The organism is Ruegeria sp. SATB045, assembly GCF_059613525.1.
The window spans coordinates 271563-290303 of sequence record NZ_JBXWSR010000020.1; the positions used below are offsets into that span (position 1 = coordinate 271563).

Consider the following 18741-nt stretch of genomic DNA (forward strand, 5'->3'; position numbering starts at 1 on the left):
CCTTTCACAGACAACAGGTTTACGGCAGGGCGCTAAAAAGTACTGATTTATTATTTATATTCAGCTACTTAAGCCTCTCCTCACTTAATATTGAGACAAATGTGCTGTGCGCACCTCTCCTTTGCATCCCGCAATCCCGGCCCTCATGGCCCATGAACCACCTCACCAAGAGGCTCCAAACAGAAAGCTATCACATGCTCTATCCCAATCGCTCAACACACACCGTCATCATTGACCGCGCATGCGGCACCGGAAAGACCTCCGAAATGCTGGCTTCACTACAACCTGAGCGGAAATATCTGCTGGTCACGCCGTCGCTCACGGAGATCGACCGTTTCGTAAAGGACGCACCCGATGGTGTTGAAATCATAGCACCCAAAGAAGGAAAAGGTCCGAAACTCATCCAGCTCGAGAACTTATTGCAAGAGGGAAAGTCTGCGGCAATCACGCACAAGCTGTTCTTCATGACGCTCCGACTATCCGACTTGATGGCCGATTACGAGATCATCATAGATGAGGCCCCCAACCCCGTTACCAGCATCAACACCATCGACGCTGATGCATTCAACGAGGCTGTAGTTGGATGTGGATATGCCACCGTCTGTCCCGACACGGGTCAAGTTCAGCCTACGAGTGAGTGGATCAAATGGCAGCGCGAGAGGTTCGATCATAATGGTGAGCCGACATACTCAAACGGCCTGCACCCTGAAATCTACAAACCGGCCATTCAGGGTCAGCTTCATGTAGACGAGAATGGTATCTTCGCGGTGGCAACACCCAACCAAGTGCTGCTTTCTGGTCGTTCGCTAACGGTAATGACGTTCCTCAGTGAAGGCACATACATCCGCGCCTACCTCAACATGCTCGCTCGGTCGCACCCGAAGGCAGCCTTCACGGTGATCGAAGAAACGCCCGCTGACTGGCTCACGCAAGCAAGAGACTTGGTCACTGTGGAAGAGTTGGCCTTGCCAAAGCACGTCAACTTGTCGTTCTCAAAACAGACACGGCGTTCTACGGAGAAAACATGCAGGTCCATCGGTGGTGCATTAAAGAACCTCCTTTATCGGCGTTGGAAAGGTGTCGAGCGGAGCAACATCATTCTCACTTGTGCTCGAGGTAAGTGGTTCGATGATCGCAAAGGTCGATACGCTGGAGAGTGGGCCAAGTATTCCCGGCTGTTTGGGAGAGACTATGGCAAATGTGGTGTGCAATGGCTCCCCAACAAGACGCGGGGGACTAACGACTTCAAGCATGCCACCCATGCGATCTACCTCTATTCGATGTCACCGAACCCCATGGTTCAAAACTTTCTAGGGGTCTCTGGTCAGCGTTTCGCCGATGAGTATGCGTTGGCCGAGATGGTTCAGTGGATATGGAGAACGCGTGTCCGTGACGGCTTGCCGATTACTGTGGCCATACCGGATGATCGTATGCGTGATATCTTTGTGGGCTGGTTGGACGGCGCGGAAGAAGATGCCGAACTACTCGAAGCTGCCTAACGAGTTGATGGAGCAAGGAACAAAGCGCTCCCCTTGCAAAATTGAGAAGACCTTGTGGTCCCCGCTTGTATTATCGCTGGCGGGGGCCGAACACAGATATGCTCCACATGCGAATTATTAATCTGGGTCAGCCCCAAAAGGTCGAAGGCGAACTGGCGTGTTCACGACACACAAAACGTGGCCCTTACGACACACTTTTGTATGCGACCGCACGGCGACCTATAGGGTAACTGGTTGGCATCACTGATAGTTTTTCACAGTAGGGGCGCGTTCGGGGGCGTGTGGGGGCACCACTTCCCTTGTCAACTCATTGATGCACATTGGCTTCTTTAGAAAGCTGTGCAGGCAACGGACATTTCAGTGCCCTTCTGTTTCAAAAAGAACGGCACATACTATTCCGATCGAGGAGTGCCACAGGACCTCTCACACCACTGTGACTCACCGAAAACCACCTACTCTGTGGGAATCCGGTCGGCTTCAGTGGCAACCCAACGTGAAAGACGGGCTGCGGAACAACTGGACGAGTACGGGTCCCACTTGCGGGTTCAGAGTGAGGATCGGCCCAGGAAGCACCGTTTGAGGGTTGCCTTGGGCGGTTAAGCTGGGGAAAACCCACCGCCCCTGAGAGAGACTGTGAAGCTCTCGGGCACAGTGGGCATCTAAGGCTTGTTTTCAGTGCGTCGCCGACTGCGCCCCGATCAATGCCTCGTCTATGTTGCCATCCATGGATTGTGGGCGTGCTTAGTCCGTCGACCGAAGATCAGGTTTGTGGTCTTCGTAAGTGGAGTTTCATCTCTAAACCGAGATTCATTTGCCGAGATGGACAGCACAAAGGGCGTTAGCAAACGAAGAGAGCGGTCTGTTCGAGTGCGCAACTTGAAATTCTTTGCCTAGTCAAATCGATTCAGATTGCGAGATGTTTAAAGCAATATTCTTGAGGTTGCGTCTTTTAACACTTCAGGTCGCCGAAAGCGCATTGTACTCATAGCCTTGTGGCCGTATTGAGATTTTCAGGACCGAGTTAGGCCCGACACGCTCGCCCGCGTGGTGGAATGGTAGACACAAGAGACTTAAAATCTCTGGGCCGGAAGGCCGTGCCGGTTCGAGTCCGGCCGCGGGTACCAACTTCTTAGGCGACAGTAAGATTTGCGCATGCCTCAGAATAGCCTGAGGCCTTTCGCCTCGCTGTCGTAAATCTGGGTGCCCGATGGATGGTCCTCGGCCAGCCGGTGCACTGTCGCCTGAGTGAGTTTCGTGGTCATCTTTGATCGCCGCTATAGGCCATGTTTCGATTGGATCCTGAGAGACCTCATGACGTGCTATGAGACGACCAGTTTTGTTTTCTTGACTGTGCGGATCTTCAGCAGGTGCTATTAAGTAATAAATTTTTTCAAAACAGAGACTTAAAATACATCGCCCTAAGGCTTTCGGGTTCGATCCCAGCCATCCGCACCATTTGTCATACCGGAAAGCCAAGCTGCCCAATAAGTCGCCAGATATCGCGGTTGGCTTCGGATAATTGGGTGACAACTTTTTCAATTTCCCGCATGGCCTCGTCATCGACTGTGTCTTCACGTCCCAGTCTGATGTCGGTTTTTCGGTCAGCGATGCGCATAAGAATCGTTTTTGGATTCCCGCTGTCTGGATCGAAGGAATATATGCAGTGATTATACCGATTCCGGATGCCAGACAGTTTAGACAGGCGGTGTGTGTGCTCGAGTATCGGGTCCCGTATTTCGGCAGGTCGCCCTTCCATTTTGGCCAGACGTTCTACAAGGTCGATGCGCGCCCTTGTTGTATTCAAGGTTAAAAAGATGATGACGGCTGTGTCTTTGGGCGTGCCGGACAGGCCGGCGATTAAATGGATCAAAAGGCTTTCGGTGTTGGTCCACATATAATTCAGCCTGCCGACAAGCAGGATGAGACGATCGAAACGGGCTTCAAAATCTTCAGTCAATTGTCGTGTGCTGCGCCTCTTGCGGGGCGACCTCAAAAAAGAACTGTGCCGCCGCGGTTCGATTGCTTACACCGATTTTTCCCGCGACATTGTGTATATGCAACTTCACCGTATGTTCAGTGATCCCTAGATTTGATGCAATAATCTTGTTGCTTTGACCTTTTGAGACCAATCGCAACACCTGCTTTTCCCTTCGCGTCAGTTTGGAATAAAGCGGGTGCGGGTCTGTCGACTCAACCGAATGTTTCTGCGTTGGAGAGGTTGTGTTGCACACTGAGTTGGCGAGAAAACTGGGAAGATAAAGCTCTTCATGTAAGAGAAGGCGAAGGATCGACCGCCACGCGTCGGGTGCAATATTCATCGGAAGGTAACCTATGTCCCCATGTGCACCGGGATCCCAACGGTCAAATACAAACCGAGCCGCATCTTCCTTGCGATATGCAAATACGAGGCTACCTAGCCCTGCACTGTCCTTATAGTGTCGCGGGCGGGCTAGAAAATCTTCTGTCAACATCTGGTCAACAATCAGAATTCTTCCGGGACCATTGTTTTCCGCGCCGTAAATTGGCAGGGACGCAATCGATTCGAAGCGATGCGTAGAGACACCAAATTCAGATTGAACACTTTCGATGGTCTGCTCTGAATAAAACAGCTCCTTGCCGATGAAATTGATTGAGAACTCTTCCAATAAATATTGACTATTCAGGGTATTATCCTGAAGCGGAATGTTCATAACCTCCCCCTTATCACTACCACGCCACACAAGCGGCGAAATCATTAACTGAACATTAGATTAATATTAACTGAATATTAACGCACTTGAGTAGATGGCCATAGAAGAAAGTAGAATTTTCTTCCGTGTCCGGTCGTTCAATTGTGAAGAGTTCTAAAACTTTCGGATAGGCGTCATCGGTGCGATTTTCCAAGTAAAATCTGGATAGTTGCGGGAAGTAACTTGCAGGTTTTAAACCAATTTTTTGTTTCGTCTCGACCACTCGCTAATGGCCGATCGAAATTTTTGCAATATAAAATATAGAGTTAACCGTTCTAGCGCTTACGGCTAGCTATCCAGATCACCTTACTGCTGCAACCATGATTGCACTCCAATTTGCGGAGTTGAAGTTCCTATTGCGTCTGCTCATCGCGCATTTTCGCGACGTTTTTCTTCAGACGTAGTTTCGGCTTGGCCGAGAAAGGAGGGTGGGAGAGGAATCACTGAAAAGACACGCACCCATGCGCGGTTTGCGCTTGCGTGCCTCATTGTTTCAACGCGCCAGTCACCGTTTTGGAGATGAATGACGGTCCGTGCGCTCAGTAAGTGGAATTATTGATATGAGTAAACGTCAACAACCGCATAACAGCATCACAGACATTGATGAAGTTAACATCGGTACGGCATATGTTCCCGTGGACGCAGATGTTCACGTTGATGACGCCTATATTGAAGCTGATCTGACTGATCAGGACACCAATGTCGAAAATGAACAGGGTCAAGGCCAGGATCAAATCCAGGGTCAGGCGACCGTGGTCGAGAATGGACAGGGTCAGGATCAGGGACAGGGCCAGGATCAGGGCCAAGGCCAAGACCAGGGTCAAGGTCAGGATCAGGGCCAGGGTCAAAGCCAGACCAATGGCAACAATGACAATTCGAACTGGGTCAACATCGACTTTGGCGATGCCGAGCCTTTGGGCCGTGACGACGATCTGGTCGACGTCGACGTATCCGGCGGGTCGTCGATTGATGATGTGATCACTGTTGGAAACGATTTCGACTACGATCCGGGCGACGATTTGAACCTGGATATTGACCTGAGTGGTGAGGGCAACGACATGTCCGCCATCAACTACCAGTACGCCAACCTCAGCGACGATGATCATCTGGGATCGGCTGCGGTAACCAATACCGGTAGCTTTGACCAGAACGGTAACGCGCGCGGCGGCTCCGCGACAGCCGATGAGGGCATCAGCACGCATTCCGACGGCGGCAATTCGGGCCAAGGTGGCAGCACCCATGCGGGGAATGCCTCGGGCAATACGACTGGCGGCGATGCATACGCACTGGGCGGTCACACCGGTGATGCCGATGGTACCGGTGTCGGTGGTGACGGTGGTAACGCGGGTGATGCGTCTAATGTCGGTTTGGGCGTGGGCTTGTCTGGTGCGGAGTCCAACGGCAGCAGCAGTGCAGGCGCAGGTGGTCAAGCTATCAGTGACTCGGCCGCGCATAACAGCGGCGCTTCGGTTTCCGATGGCACCAGCGTAGCCGGAGAAGGCGGTAATGCCGGATCCGTCGGCTTGGGCCTGGGCTTGGGGCTCTCGGGTGCCGAGAACGGCGGTCTGTCCAGCGGCGGAGATAACGTATCGCATGCTGGTGCGCTGGGTGCTGGTCAGGGGACCAATGACTCTGACGCAAACGGTGCAAATGGTGGCGACGGTTATGCCGACACCGATGGTGTCGCGATCAACGCCGGAAGCAGCGAGACCGAGGCCAATGACGCAGACGCCGGCAATCTGGGCCTTGGGCTTGCAGGAAGCCTGGCTGGCAGTGCGGCCGATGCGGATACCGGGAATGGCACAGGTGCAAGTGGCACCGGTGGCAACGGTAACGGCAGTGGCGGTACCGGCGGCAACGGCAACGGTGCAACCGGAACGGGCGGCAGCGGTAATGGTGCAGCTGGAACTGGCGGCGCCGGAACTGGCGGCGCGGGTACCGGTGGTGACTCGGGTCAGGTTGACGCAGCTCTGGCAGCTTTGAATCAGCAGAATGGTCTGATTGGACTGAATGCTGGTCATGCTGATGCCAGCAATGGTGGCGGAGACACAAATCATGGTAATCCGGGCACCGGTGGCGTTGGTTCGGGCGCAGTCGGCTCTGGCGGCGATGGCACAGGTGCCTTCGGTTCGGGTGGCGACGGAACTGGCGGTGGCGCTGGTGGCGGTGACGGGACCGGTGGCGTTGGTTCGGGCGGCGATGGCTCGGGCGGAATGGCAACCGGAGGTACCGCGGGTGCGACTTCTGGCGCGCAAGGCGTTGGCGATCAAACCACGACTGGCCCGAACGTCACCCAATCGCCCGGCGATGTGAACGGAACCGCGAGCCTGCCGCAGAACAACAGCGGTGACGGTGGCGCGGCCGGTAGCAACACCACCGACGGGTCCGCAACAGGTACCGGTACCGGAACCGCGACTGCCGATGGTTTCGGTGGCGGTGGCGGCGCGATCCAGCAGGATGCGATGTCCAGCGGTACAGGTGCAGGGTCTGCTGATGCAACCAACACCGCAGGCGAGGGCGGCGACTCTGGTCTGTTCTCGGTCGCGGATACGGACGGGTCTGCAGACAGTCTGGCAAGTGCCATTGCAGGGTATGGCGGTGACGCGATGTCCGACAATGACGCAACCTCGACGGGCGCGGGCAGCGCGACCGGGTCGGCCATGTCCGGCTTTGGTGGCGGCGGCGGCGCTGGTGCTGGTAACGGCGGAACCAGTGGCGACGCGATCGGCACTGCGACCTCGGGTGCGACGACCGGCGCAATGGTCAACGGCGGTGACGCTGCGGGTGCCTATTCGGGTGCTGGCGGGACCGGTGGCCATGCAGGCGAGTGGGGCTCCGGCAACGGCGGAGACGGCATTGTGAACGGCGAGTCCTATGCCTCGGCGGCTGCGGTGGTCGACACTTCGGCGTTCAACCAGTCGATTGTCATGGGCGCCAACGTTCTTGGCAACTCGGTCGACACAACCATGGTCGGTGGCTCGATGACCTCCAGCTTCGCCAGCGACGACGCCGACGCGTAACTTGCGTGGTGGCCGGGTCAGAGCTTGGGTTTCCAGGCTCTGACCACTTCTGAAAAATTGTCGGGGCCAAGGACAGATGGCCCCGACTCAACTTAACCCAAGGCAGTTGATTTTGAACGCCGCGGGAAAGGAAATTGAAATGTCGTTTGATAGTATCAGTGAGACGATTGCCCATTTCATCGGAACTTTTGATCTGACGACCGAGCAAGCTCGGTTGCGAGATCAATATCAGGAATTTACTGCTCTCAGGCGCAAGGCTGAGATGGAAGAGCTGGAAGAAGGTGCTGCCGTGAAAGTACGGGCAGACCTTAACCTTGACCCCGGAAAATACGACGCTTTGCCCTATGCGCCATCGGTTAGTCACACTGACATTCCGTTGGCTCCAAACCCTCAACCGTTGGGGCCGGTTCCCGATGGTCCATTGCAGACTGGCCCGGGTCCCGATCAAGTGCTTCCCGATGCGGCGATCGCGTCGACCTCGATACCGATCTTAGTCGCAAAACCGGTTTTGATCCCCGAACTGATCGGCTCGGCTGTCACCTATGCGATTCAGACATTGGACCTGAACGACAACGACACCATCGGTCAGGGGGATTTCCGCGATGTGGACTCATTGGTGCAGCAAGGTCAGGAACTGGCTGATGTTGCGCTTTCTCTACACGCGGTATCGTCCCCATCCTTTAGTATTTCCGATTATCAGTCGATCGAGCATCTCGAATCGATTGTTGCCGAGATGGAGGCCCCGTTCGAAGCCCCGTCTGAGGATGTGACTGTCCACCAGTTTCAAGGCGATGAAGCCATAGGAACGATTGTGAACGGTGAACATGTCGAGGAACTTCCGGATTTTCTGGAATTGGTGCCAAGTCACCATCTTCCTGATGAAGAAGATGACAGTGACCACCCTGATTTGTTGCCAACTGAGTGGGATCAGTCAGACGATGCAGATTTTGGCGATGGTCACACCGTTATCGCGGGGGGCAACCTAGCGATAAACGAGGTGGCCATTACAGTCGGTTGGGTCGATGCTCCGGTAATTGCGGTCGGTGGGCAGTCGGTCAACCTAACCGTTGTAAGCCAGGTGGCGATTGTCTCGGATGTCGACGAAGGGCCCGAGGATAGTCAAAGCGAAACCACGGTGGTTCAGTCGTCAAGTATTGCAGTGGAATCCAATGAGGCGTCCTGGCTTGATGATAATGTCTCGGAAGAGGGACAAGATCCTCTTGTCGCGATCACCTGGATTTCGGGTGATCTGTTCGTCACAAATTTCGTGAAACAAGAAATCAACGCCACTGATATCGACCATATTGAAACCCAGATCGACGCCACGACCAGCCTGTTTGTGTTGGGTGACAACGATCTGGTGAATGAGGTCAGCGTCGTTCAGCTCGGCAGCTATTACGATCTGGTTTTAATCGGCGGAGACATGGTTTCGGTGGATTTTGTCCATCAGACGATTGCGTTGGTGGATGACGATGTAGTCTCGGGGGTGATCGCCGAGGAAGACAATGACAACCTTGTCATGAACCACGTAGAACTGACGACCATTGGGGAAGACACTCATGAAGAGTTGTCGGAAACGCTGGCCGAAGTTTTACCTCTGCAGGAGATGGATACCGACGCTTTGGAAGATGCACTGCTGAACGATCCTCAATTTGCGGGGATGGAGCAGGTGCGGGTTCTGAAAATCGAAGGTGATCTGGTGCAGGTCAACGTCGTCGAACAGGTGACTACCCTGCAGGACCAGGATGATATTCACGTACAAGGAGGGAATGGTGCCATCGCTTCAGCGCTGGGTGCTGGAAATGCGGTGCTGAATGCGGCGAGTATCTCGACCATCGGAGTGGACTCGGTCGTTATGGCATCGGAAGGCGAATATTCGGACGTCGTTCTGCATCAGGCGAGCCTGATTGACACCCAAGACGAAGATCTGGGTACAGAGCTGGCCAATGAAGCCATCGCGATCCTGATGCAGGAAACATCTGGACCGGGTAAGTCAGACCTTGCCCCGGGGCACAACAAACTGACGCCCTCTGAAATGGCCAGCGTGGATGATGCGCTGTCCTCAATGTTAGCTTAATTTCCCAGTTTTTTTTACGAGTGAACCGAAAGTCTGAGTATGTCGAGAACGTTTTCGTCGCGTCGCTCTCTCTTTGCAAGTCCTATGGACGGCGGGGGTGGGGCCAATCCAGTCAAATCAGTTGCCGCACGAACGGCGAGGGCGTCCGGCATATTGCCCGAATTACGATTAAGCGAAGACATGCGTGTGCGGCCTTTGAAAAAAGGGCCCGAAAAACCGGAAGCAAACAAAATCAGATTGGACCCCGATCAAAGGTCCGAAACTGACGAAATTCAGAAACGCGCTGAATATTCCCTTCGGCGCGCTACGTCGCAGCCTGATCAAGGTCACGGTACTAAGGGCTGCGATGCTGGGGTGGCCGATGCTGAAGGGCTCGGTCCTGAAACCGCCAGAAAGGAGACCGCGCGGGTCCCCCCCCTGTCGCGCTCCAAAGGCGGTGCGAGTATTGGCACCACTATCGAGGCCAAGGCGAACCAACCATTGCCGTTGAAGAAAAGCGGCGGCGGAGATGGTAATGGGCCACCCCAGACCTTTCACAAACGCACCCCGCCCGAGGATTTTCAGCGTACCCTGCAAGTCTCGCTGCGTGCGATTCTGCGCAACCTTGCCTTTGTACTGGTCCTGACCTGTGCGACGAATATCCTTATTCTGGCGATCCCGATTTACCTGTTTCAGATCAGTGACCGCGTGCTTACCAGTCGATCGTTGGATACGTTGATCATGCTGACCGCGATCGTGGCTGGCGCTGTCATCTTTCAGTCGGCCTTCGATGCGGTGCGTCGCTTCATGCTGATGCGAACCGCGGTCGAGGTTAATGCACGGCTGGGTGCTCCGATCCTCAGCGCGGCCGCTCATGCTTCGTTGCATGGCACAGGGCGCGAATATCAGACATTGGGTGATCTTCAGCAGGTACGAGGTTTTCTAGTATCGGGGACTTTGATCTCGTTTCTGGACGTGCCATTTGCACCGTTGTTCATCCTTATGATCTTTCTGGTTCATCCCCAGCTGGGTATGATCGTGATCGTCACAGCGCTGTTGTTGATGGTCATTGCCCTTATCAACCAACGTATGACTGCCGGACCTTTTGCCGAGGCCAACCGGGCGCAATCCATGGCCAACCAGCATCTGGATTCGATGTCGCGCAACAGCCAGATTATAAATGCTCTGGCCATGATCCCCGAGGCCGTGCGTATTTGGGGCCGAGACACTGCGCAGTCACTGACGTGGCAAGTGCGGGCACAGGACCGGAACGTTATTTTCGCCGCTATTTCGCGAGCGGTGCGTTTGCTGACACAGATAGCCATTCTGGGGTGGGGGGCATTCCTGGCCCTGCAGGGCGAAATCACGGGCGGGATGGTGATCGCGGCGTCGATCATTGCCGGGCGGGCTTTTGCACCCATCGAAGGCTCCATCGAAGGGTGGAACGGTTTCCTGCTGACACGTGGGGCTTACGGGCGGATCAAGAACTTGCTGTCCAACTCGGCGCTTCAGTTCGAGAAACTGCGCTTGCCGCGGCCAGAAGGGCGGTTGGATGTGGAACGGCTGCTTTTTGTTCCCGGCGGCACCAAGCGCGTTGTATTGAATGGGATCAGCTTTGCGCTGAATCCGGGCGAGACTCTGGCGATCATTGGCAACTCGGGCGCGGGTAAGACCACGTTGGGCAAAACACTGGTCGGATCGATTTTGCCGACATCCGGCAGCGTGCGCCTGGACCTGATGGATATCCGCAACTGGGATCCGCGCCAATTCGGCGAAAGCATCGGCTATCTGCCGCAGGATGTGCAGCTGTTTCCGGGCACCATCAAGGACAACATTGGCCGTATGCGCGAAGATGCAACGGACGAACAGATCCACGATGCTGCCGTTCTAGCCGATGTCCACAACATGATCGCCACGTTGCCCCAAGGGTATGAGACTGTTGTGGCCGCCGATGGCTCGCCATTGTCCGGCGGTCAAAAGCAGCGGATTGCCCTTGCGCGTGCCTTCTTTGGAAATCCGCGGCTTGTGGTTCTGGATGAGCCGAACTCGAACCTTGATGTGGCCGGAGATCAGGCGCTGGCACGGGCCATCGCGCAGGCCAAGGAAAACAAGATTACGGTCGTGGTGATTACGCAGAAGCCAACGCTGTTGAACGTGGTCGATAAGATCATGCTGCTGACGGATGGACGTGTTGCTTTGTTCGGGCAGCGTGAACAGGTGCTGCAACAATTGAACGGCCCGCGCAAACAGGCTGGGATTGAAGGCCAGCAGAAAGGGGATGCGTAATGAATGATCTCGTGCCGGTCAATAATGACCCCAAAGACCAAACTGTCTGGTACGCTGAAGTACCGCGCTCGATCAACCGGTTGGTCGTAGTTGGTTTAGTTATGCTGGTCGTCTGCTTTGGCGGCTTTGGCGTCTGGTCTTTCAGCGCACCGCTAGCTGCTGCGGTGATTGCGCAGGGAAGTTTCGTGGCCACTGGTCGCAACAAGATCGTACAGCATCTTGAGGGCGGGATCATTGAAAACATCAAAGTGATTGAAGGTCAGTCGGTTCAGGCGGGGGAAGTGTTGATGACGCTGGACCAAACTTCGGCCGAGGCCAATGAACGAGAACTGTTCATTCGCAAAATCCGCTTGCAAGCCATGTCTGAACGTCTTGAGGCCGAACACAATGAGATGGATCAGTTGGAGTTTTCCGCCGAGTTGCTTTCAGCCACTGATGATGTCGAAGTCATGACCATTCTTGATGGCCAGAAGATCAGCTTCGAAGTATCCCGCAAAACCCTGCTGAATGATATCGCATTGTTGGAACGCAACATGGAGGCCCTCAGGATCAGGTCCAGCGGGTTCGAGGCGCAACTGGACAGTATGAAACGTCGCGCGGAAATCCTGCAGGAAGAATTTGAAACCAAAAAGGCGTTGTTTGACAAAGGTTTGGTTCGAAAGGGAGATTTGAACACGATCCGTCGCGTGCAGGCTGAGGCGGAGGGACAGCAGGCGAGGCTGGCGGCTGAGACGGCGGAAATCAACCAGATGTTGCTGAAGTATGACGAACAGATCACGCGGACACGTTCGGCCTATCGCGAAGCCGCGTTGGATGAGTTGGGTGTGATTGCAGCCGATCTGGAAAGTGTCCGCGAAAAGGCACGTCAGGCGCGTAGTGTTCTGGATCGTGCCGTTGTTCGCGCACCAGTCACTGGGACTGTTGTAAGGCTTCACTATCATACACCTGGGGGCGTGATCGAAACTGGCGAGCCTATTGCTGAAATCCTACCTGCCGATGCGCCCCTTATCATCGAGGCGCAAATTCCCCGAACCGAAATTGACAGTGTGGGCAAGGGCCAGAACGCTACAGTGCGTTTGGTGGCGCTGAACCAACGCACGACGCCAGTACTAAGCGGTGAGGTGTTCTATGTCTCGGCGGATGCTCTGGTCGAAGACTCGTCAGGAACGCCTCAAGAAGTATACTTGGCCCGGATTTCACTGGCCCCGGACGAGATTGACCGGGTACGGGGCTTTATCCCCACTCCAGGTATGCCTGCCGAGATCATGATTCAAACCGAAGAACGCACTTTTGCGGCTTATATCGCCAAACCGGTGACGGACAGTATGTCGCGTGCCTTCCGCGAACATTGATCACGGGTGTAGGGTCTTCAACCTACACCTTCCAGTTTTCGCATGTTATCTTGTTGGGAACACCAACAGGAGAAACGCCTATGTCCTTAACCGTGAAAGAGATGATGGAAGCCGCGAACGCCGCTGTTGAACGGATAGATATGGCCCGCGCGGCCGAGGTTCTGGGGCAGGGTGGTTTACTACTGGACGTACGTGATGGGGCTGAATTGATGAAAACGGGTCGGGCTGCAGGCGCGCATCACATCTCAAGGGGGATGTTGGAGTTTCATGCCGACGATGCGTTGCAATCTCATGACCCCGAGCTGCGTAAGGATCGTCCCATTGTTCTGTATTGCGCAGCCGGAGGGCGCGCGGCGCTGGCGGGCAAGTTGTTAAAGGATATGGGATACGCGCAGGTTTATAACCTGGGTGGATTCAAAGACTGGGTTGAAGGTGGCGGCGACGTCGCGGGCTCCTGAAGCGAATGACTTGAAGCTGAATGTTAAAGGATCGACGCGGTAGCAGCCGCGCCGGTCGCTTTTGCGGACTTTCTCCTAAGCGTTCAGGAAGGCCCGAACCGAAGCCTCGAATTCACGCGGTTTTTCGGCGTGCAACCAATGTCCCGCACCGGGTATTTTGGCGAAGCGCGCAGTTGGAAACAGCGCCCGGATCGCGGGGCGGTATTCGGGCAGCACATAGTCAGATTCAGCCCCGGACAGAAACAGGGTCGGCTTGTCCCATGTGCCTGTCAGCTCGGGAAAGCCCATGATTTTCGGCATCTCGGCAGACAGAGTATCCAGATTCAGCAACCACCGTTGACCCTTGATGTCCAGCGACTGTGTGAAAAAGCTCTGTAAGGCTTTCTCGACACCTTGTTCGGCCAGTTGCTGTTCGGCATCTGACCGACGCGTGACAGATGACAGGTCAACGGCGCGCATTGCCTCGATGAACTGGATCTGGCTATGCGTATAAGTAACGGGCGCGATGTCAGCGACCACCAGCTTGCGCAGCTTCTCGCCATGCAGCAAGGCCAGCGTCATGGCCGCCTTGCCGCCCATCGAATGACCGAGCACATCCGCCTGTCCACCAAAATGATCAATCACCTCTGCCAGGTCATCGGCCATGCTCGGGTAGTCATGTCGTGTCGTCCATTCACTGTTGGAGTGGTTTCTCATGTCGACGGCCACGACCTGTCGCTCATCAGACAGTCTGCGTGCAATGACACCCCAGTTTCGACCCGAGCCATATAGCCCATGGGCAATCAGAAAAGGCGGGTTTGAAGTCGGTTCACCATGGATGATCGTGTTCAGCATGTCCGTGTGATACCTGTCGTGTCCACAAACAGCCAGCCCCATTGTGGCGCGTGTCCGGCCCGGATACAGTGCCGCGGCAGGAGGTCCCGATATGGCGCAAAACCCCGACATCCAAACTCAAATCGCGCAGACCGTGCAGTTGTTGCGCGACAAGTTGGGTGTGCAGGACAAGACCCTGACGGCCTCGGTCAGAAAAGCCAAACGTCAATTGCCCCGGCGCATTTACAAACAGGCGCTGCTTTTGGCCGATGCCGAGCAGATGGCGGCCCATCCCAAGCTGAGGCTGGTGCTGGACACGCCCAAACTGGCCCGCGCGTCAGATGAGGTGCAGGATCATCTGACCGGCATAAATCTGGCCGACCGCAGGCTGGGCTGGTTTCTGGGAATGCTGGGTGGGTTGGCTTTCAACTTGTTGGCCCTGTCGGTTCTGCTGCTTGTGTTTCTGCGGTGGCAGGGCTTCATATGAAAAACGGCGCCGCTGGGGCGCCGTTCAACTTTTTGATATCCTGACACTTTACAGGTTCGGATAAATCGGGAAGCGCGCGCACAGTTCGGCCACTTCGGCCTTGACCTTGGCTTCGACCGCGCCGTTACCTTCTTCGCCATTAGCGGCCAGACCGTCGACCACTTCGATGATCCAATCCGCGATCTGGCGGAACTCGACCTCACCAAACCCACGAGTGGTTCCTGCAGGCGAGCCCAGGCGAATGCCCGACGTGATGGTTGGCTTTTCGGGGTCGAACGGAACGCCGTTCTTGTTGCAGGTGATGTGCGCACGACCCAAGGCTTTCTCGGTCGCGTTGCCCTTTACGCCTTTGGGGCGCAGGTCGACCAGAACCACATGGGTGTCGGTGCCGTGGGTGACCGTGTCCAGACCGCCTTTGATCAGCTGGTCCGACAGCGCCTGCGCGTTGGTCACGACCTGTTGGATGTAGGTTTTGAACTCGGGGCGCAGCGCCTCACCAAAGGCGACAGCTTTACCAGCGATGACGTGCATCAGCGGGCCGCCCTGAATGCCGGGGAAGATGGCCGAGTTCACTTTCTTGGCGATCGCCTCGTCATTGGTCAGGATCATGCCACCGCGGGGACCGCGCAGGGTCTTGTGGGTGGTGGTGGTGGCCACATGCGCATGCGGGAAGGGACTCGGATGCTCGCCTGCTGCAACCAGACCGGCAAAGTGCGCCATATCCACGTGCAGGTAAGCGCCGACCATATCGGCAATCTCGCGCATGCGGGCAAAGTCGATCTGGCGCGGGATGGCCGAGCCACCTGCGATGATCAGCTTGGGCTGGTGCTCTTTCGCCAGCGCCTCGACCTGATCATAGTCCAGCATGTTGTCCTGCTGGCGCACGCCGTATTGAACAGCCTTGAACCACTTGCCGGACTGGTTGGGGGCTGCGCCATGGGTCAGGTGGCCACCTGCGTCCAGGCTCATGCCCAGAATGGTGTCGCCGGGCTGGATCAGCGCCTGGAACACACCCTGGTTGGCTTGGCTGCCCGAGTTCGGCTGAACGTTGGCAAATCCGCAGCCAAACAGTTCTTTGGCGCGATCGATGGCCAGATTTTCGGCGACATCAACGAACTGGCAACCGCCATAATAACGACGACCCGGATAGCCTTCGGCATATTTGTTGGTCATCACCGAACCCTGCGCTTCCATCACCGCGGCAGACACGATGTTCTCGGATGCGATCAGTTCGATCTCGTCGCGCTGACGTCCCAGCTCGGATGTTATCGAGCCGAACAGCTCGGGATCACGGTCAGCGAGGGATTGGGTGAAAAATCCGTTATCACGAAGATTGGCGTTCATGGGGGCTCCACATACTGGGGGGTAATTTGCGGATTTCCTATCGGAAACTGGCCAGCGGCAAAAGGCTTAAAGCGACGATTTGGCCAACTGCGGCGTCAAGACTGGCCTATCGGGGAAAGGTATGGTTGTTTCGGAACCAAATGTGCAGCACCGGAAACCGCAACAGATGATTCAGAGAATCGCTTTTCTTGCCAGCGACGCGAAAGTGGCGCAAACCGCGCGCGACACGCTGGTCAGGCGTTATGGTAACGCAGCGCCGCGTGATGCCGATGTGGTCGTTGCGCTGGGCGGCGATGGCTTCATGCTGCACACGCTGCACAACATGCAGCATCTGGATACACCTGTTTACGGCATGAACCGTGGAACCATCGGATTTCTGATGAACGAGTTCCATGAGACTGACCTGATGGAACGCCTTGATGTAGCGATAGAAGAGGTCATCAATCCACTGGCTATGCGCGCGATGGACCAGTCCGGCAAGATGCATGAGGCGCTTGCGATCAACGAGGTATCGCTGCTGCGGGCCGGTCCGCAGGCCGCACGCCTCAAGATCAGTGTGGACGGACGGGTTCGCATGGACGAGTTGGTCTGTGACGGGGCGCTGTTGTCCACGCCTGCGGGGTCCACGGCCTATAATTACTCGGCCCATGGTCCGATTCTGCCGATTGGGTCCGATGTTCTGGCCCTGACCGCGATCGCCGCGTTTCGCCCGCGCAGGTGGCGGGGCGCTTTGTTGCCCAAGATCGCCAAGGTTCGGTTTGATGTGCTGGACGCGGATAAACGCCCGGTCATGGCGGACGCCGATTCTATCTCGTTCCCGGATATCGACTGGGTCGAGATCAGGTCCGAGCCTTCGATCCAGCATCGCATCCTTTTCGACCCCGGTCATGGGCTGGAAGAGCGGCTGATCTCGGAGCAATTCACCTGATTTTGCGTGCTGTTGGCAATTTTCTCACTCTTGTGTGAACCAGTTCACAGGAGATTGATTAACCATGGATTAATGTGAACTTGCCCGGAGACACATCAACGGCGGGAGTGAGTGGCCGCCAACGGTGTTTTCGAAATGAACGCGCAGTTTTCGCGCTGGCAAGGGTAGGTGGTGCTACGCTTGTTATCGGATCTCCGGGCATATTTTAGAAAGTGGGCCCCGGGTACAAAACCCCGGGGTCAATTTCTTTTGGCAAGGGTCAGTTGACCTGATCCATCCTTTCCCACAGCGGCAGGCACATCTGTCCTACACGTGCTTCGATCGCGGCGGCGGCATCTACGGCCATATCCTCGCGCCAGCGCGCTGCAGCAATCTGGACGTTTATCGGTTGTGGCCCGTTTGGTAGATCGGCCAGACGCGCTGGAACACTGGCGGCGGGAAGGCCAAGGAAATTCATCGCGTAGGAATAGACCGCGCAGCCCAGAACTTCGTGGACGCCTTCGGGGCCTTCGGTGTCACGGTCGGGGCCGAAAAAGGGTTGCGGCAGGAACGGCGACAGAATCAGCGGATAATCCAGCATGAATAGTGCCCATTCACGCGCGTACTGTGTTCGCTTGGCCAACATACCGATCAACTCGGTTCCGGTGATGGGCGGAAATTCCTGGAAGTATACTTCAAAGATATCGCGGATGGTTTGCGATCCGGCGGCCTCGATATCTGTTTTCAACAAGGTCAGAACTTCACCCATCAACGCGCGATACCCACCGCGCCCGCATTCGAACACGTCGGGTGTGTTCACCTCTTGCACGTCATACCCCGCGTCCATCAGCGCGTCACGGGCGGTGTCCAGCGCTTTGTCGACCTCGGGGTGTAAATCATAGCCGTAGGTGTTCTTGGTAAAGGCAACCTTGATGGGCCCGTCGGTCTTATCCCCGCGCCACGACACGGCAACATGAAACGGATCGCGGGGATCAGCCGCGATCAGGCTGGGCATCGACAGGTGCAAATCCGCAGCCGAACGGGTGATCAGCCCTTGCACTGACATGGATTGCGCCAGCAAGCCACGCTCAACCTTTTGACTTGGGTTAAACGCGGGTACGCGGCCCAGACCTGGCTTCACGGTCACCGCGCCGTTGGCGGCCGCTGGAAACCGCAGGCTGCCGCCGATATCATTGCCATGCGCCAAGGCCCCGATCCCCGCCATCACCGCCGCACCGGCACCACCCGAAGATCCACCCGGCGAGATATGCCGCCCCCACGGGTTATACGTGCGGCCGTGCAGGTCGTTATCCGTGTCGGCACGAAACGAGAATTCGGGTGTATTGGTACGGCCGATCACAATAGCACCTGCGTTTTGCAGATTTCTGACGACCGGGGCATCATCGGGTGCAATCACATCCTTTAAAGCAACGACGCCGTTCGTGGTTGCATGCCCTCTTTGATCGACGTTGATCTTTATGGTGACAGGCACGCCGTGCAGTGGGCCGGGTTCCGCGCCCCCGGCGACTGCATTGTCCAGTTCACGCGCATGGCTGACGGCCTCGGTACTAAGGTCTTCGACGACGGCATTGAGGTCGGGATTGACCTGATGCAACCTGTCGATCGAGGATTTTATAGCGTCTTCCGCGCTGATCTCGCCCTTGCGGGTCAGGTTCGTCAGGTCGGTGGCGTTCAGACGCCATAAGTCACGTATTGTCATGGGGCCTCACTGTCTTAGTCAGACTGTAGAGGCCCCAAGGCGGGTTGCAAGGGCAGGGGTGCAGCAGCGC

Annotated in this window: 14 protein-coding genes and 1 tRNA gene; 10 read left to right on the forward strand and 5 right to left on the reverse strand. The window is 56.0% G+C overall.

Annotated elements, in window-relative coordinates; translation table 11 throughout:
- Positions 1 to 152: 152 nt before the first annotated feature.
- The 3 genes from AC2FNR_RS08895 (at position 153) to AC2FNR_RS08905 (ending at position 2623) form a co-directional block, all read left to right on the forward strand.
- Positions 153 to 1499 carry a YonV C-terminus-related protein gene (locus tag AC2FNR_RS08895; RefSeq protein ID WP_496848784.1) on the forward strand — a complete coding sequence of 449 codons (1347 nt, stop codon included), beginning with the start codon at positions 153 to 155 and terminating at the stop codon, positions 1497 to 1499.
- A 360-nt stretch (positions 1500 to 1859) separates the two neighbouring features.
- Positions 1860 to 2099, forward strand: coding sequence for a DUF6538 domain-containing protein (locus AC2FNR_RS08900; RefSeq protein ID WP_496848786.1), 240 nt, complete (start codon positions 1860 to 1862; stop codon positions 2097 to 2099).
- A 438-nt stretch (positions 2100 to 2537) separates the two neighbouring features.
- A tRNA-Leu gene (locus AC2FNR_RS08905) sits at positions 2538 to 2623 on the forward strand.
- A 335-nt stretch (positions 2624 to 2958) separates the two neighbouring features.
- Here the strand turns inward: AC2FNR_RS08905 and AC2FNR_RS08910 are convergent.
- The gene (locus AC2FNR_RS08910; protein ID WP_170752270.1) at positions 2959 to 3456 is read right to left on the reverse strand and encodes a hypothetical protein; all 498 of its coding nucleotides are present in this window, start codon (positions 3454 to 3456) and stop codon (positions 2959 to 2961) included.
- Positions 3449 to 4189: a helix-turn-helix transcriptional regulator gene (locus tag AC2FNR_RS08915; RefSeq protein WP_170354736.1), complete on the reverse strand. Its 741-nt coding sequence runs from the start codon at positions 4187 to 4189 to the stop codon at positions 3449 to 3451. The genes AC2FNR_RS08910 and AC2FNR_RS08915 overlap by 8 nt, the downstream gene beginning before the upstream one ends.
- A 599-nt stretch (positions 4190 to 4788) precedes the next feature.
- Here AC2FNR_RS08915 and AC2FNR_RS08920 point away from each other — a divergent pair.
- The 5 genes from AC2FNR_RS08920 (at position 4789) to AC2FNR_RS08940 (ending at position 13400) form a co-directional block, all read left to right on the forward strand.
- On the forward strand, positions 4789 to 7248 hold the full coding sequence (locus tag AC2FNR_RS08920) for a beta strand repeat-containing protein (RefSeq protein ID WP_496848789.1): 2460 nt from the start codon (positions 4789 to 4791) through the stop codon (positions 7246 to 7248).
- Between the two features lie 139 nt (positions 7249 to 7387).
- On the forward strand, positions 7388 to 9325 hold the full coding sequence (locus AC2FNR_RS08925; protein ID WP_480866051.1) for a type I secretion protein: 1938 nt from the start codon (positions 7388 to 7390) through the stop codon (positions 9323 to 9325).
- Positions 9326 to 9505: 180 nt separating this feature from the next.
- Positions 9506 to 11590 (forward strand): type I secretion system permease/ATPase, encoded by a 2085-nt coding sequence (locus AC2FNR_RS08930; protein ID WP_414478907.1) that lies wholly within the window; start codon positions 9506 to 9508, stop codon positions 11588 to 11590.
- Positions 11590 to 12942: an HlyD family type I secretion periplasmic adaptor subunit gene (locus AC2FNR_RS08935; RefSeq protein ID WP_496848791.1), complete on the forward strand. Its 1353-nt coding sequence runs from the start codon at positions 11590 to 11592 to the stop codon at positions 12940 to 12942. The genes AC2FNR_RS08930 and AC2FNR_RS08935 overlap by 1 nt, the downstream gene beginning before the upstream one ends.
- An 80-nt stretch (positions 12943 to 13022) precedes the next feature.
- A complete protein-coding gene (locus tag AC2FNR_RS08940) occupies positions 13023 to 13400 on the forward strand; it encodes a rhodanese-like domain-containing protein (RefSeq protein WP_480866046.1) in 378 nt (125 codons plus the stop codon).
- 75 nt (positions 13401 to 13475) lie between these two features.
- Here AC2FNR_RS08940 and AC2FNR_RS08945 read toward each other — a convergent pair whose 3' ends face one another.
- Positions 13476 to 14234 (reverse strand): alpha/beta fold hydrolase, encoded by a 759-nt coding sequence (locus AC2FNR_RS08945; RefSeq protein ID WP_496848794.1) that lies wholly within the window; start codon positions 14232 to 14234, stop codon positions 13476 to 13478.
- A 91-nt stretch (positions 14235 to 14325) separates the two neighbouring features.
- Between AC2FNR_RS08945 and AC2FNR_RS08950 the strand changes: the two genes are divergently transcribed.
- Positions 14326 to 14700 (forward strand): hypothetical protein, encoded by a 375-nt coding sequence (locus AC2FNR_RS08950; RefSeq protein WP_480866043.1) that lies wholly within the window; start codon positions 14326 to 14328, stop codon positions 14698 to 14700.
- Between the two features lie 48 nt (positions 14701 to 14748).
- Here the strand turns inward: AC2FNR_RS08950 and glyA are convergent, their stop codons facing one another.
- Entirely contained in the window at positions 14749 to 16044 is a 1296-nt protein-coding gene (gene glyA / locus AC2FNR_RS08955; protein ID WP_496848796.1) for a serine hydroxymethyltransferase, read from the reverse strand.
- Positions 16045 to 16210: 166 nt separating this feature from the next.
- On the opposite strand from glyA, the gene AC2FNR_RS08960 reads away from it, so the two are divergent.
- Positions 16211 to 16972 (forward strand): NAD kinase, encoded by a 762-nt coding sequence (locus tag AC2FNR_RS08960; RefSeq protein ID WP_234899338.1) that lies wholly within the window; start codon positions 16211 to 16213, stop codon positions 16970 to 16972.
- 259 nt (positions 16973 to 17231) lie between these two features.
- Here AC2FNR_RS08960 and AC2FNR_RS08965 read toward each other — a convergent pair whose 3' ends face one another.
- Entirely contained in the window at positions 17232 to 18671 is a 1440-nt protein-coding gene (locus AC2FNR_RS08965; RefSeq protein ID WP_496848799.1) for an amidase family protein, read from the reverse strand.
- Positions 18672 to 18741: the final 70 nt, after the last annotated feature.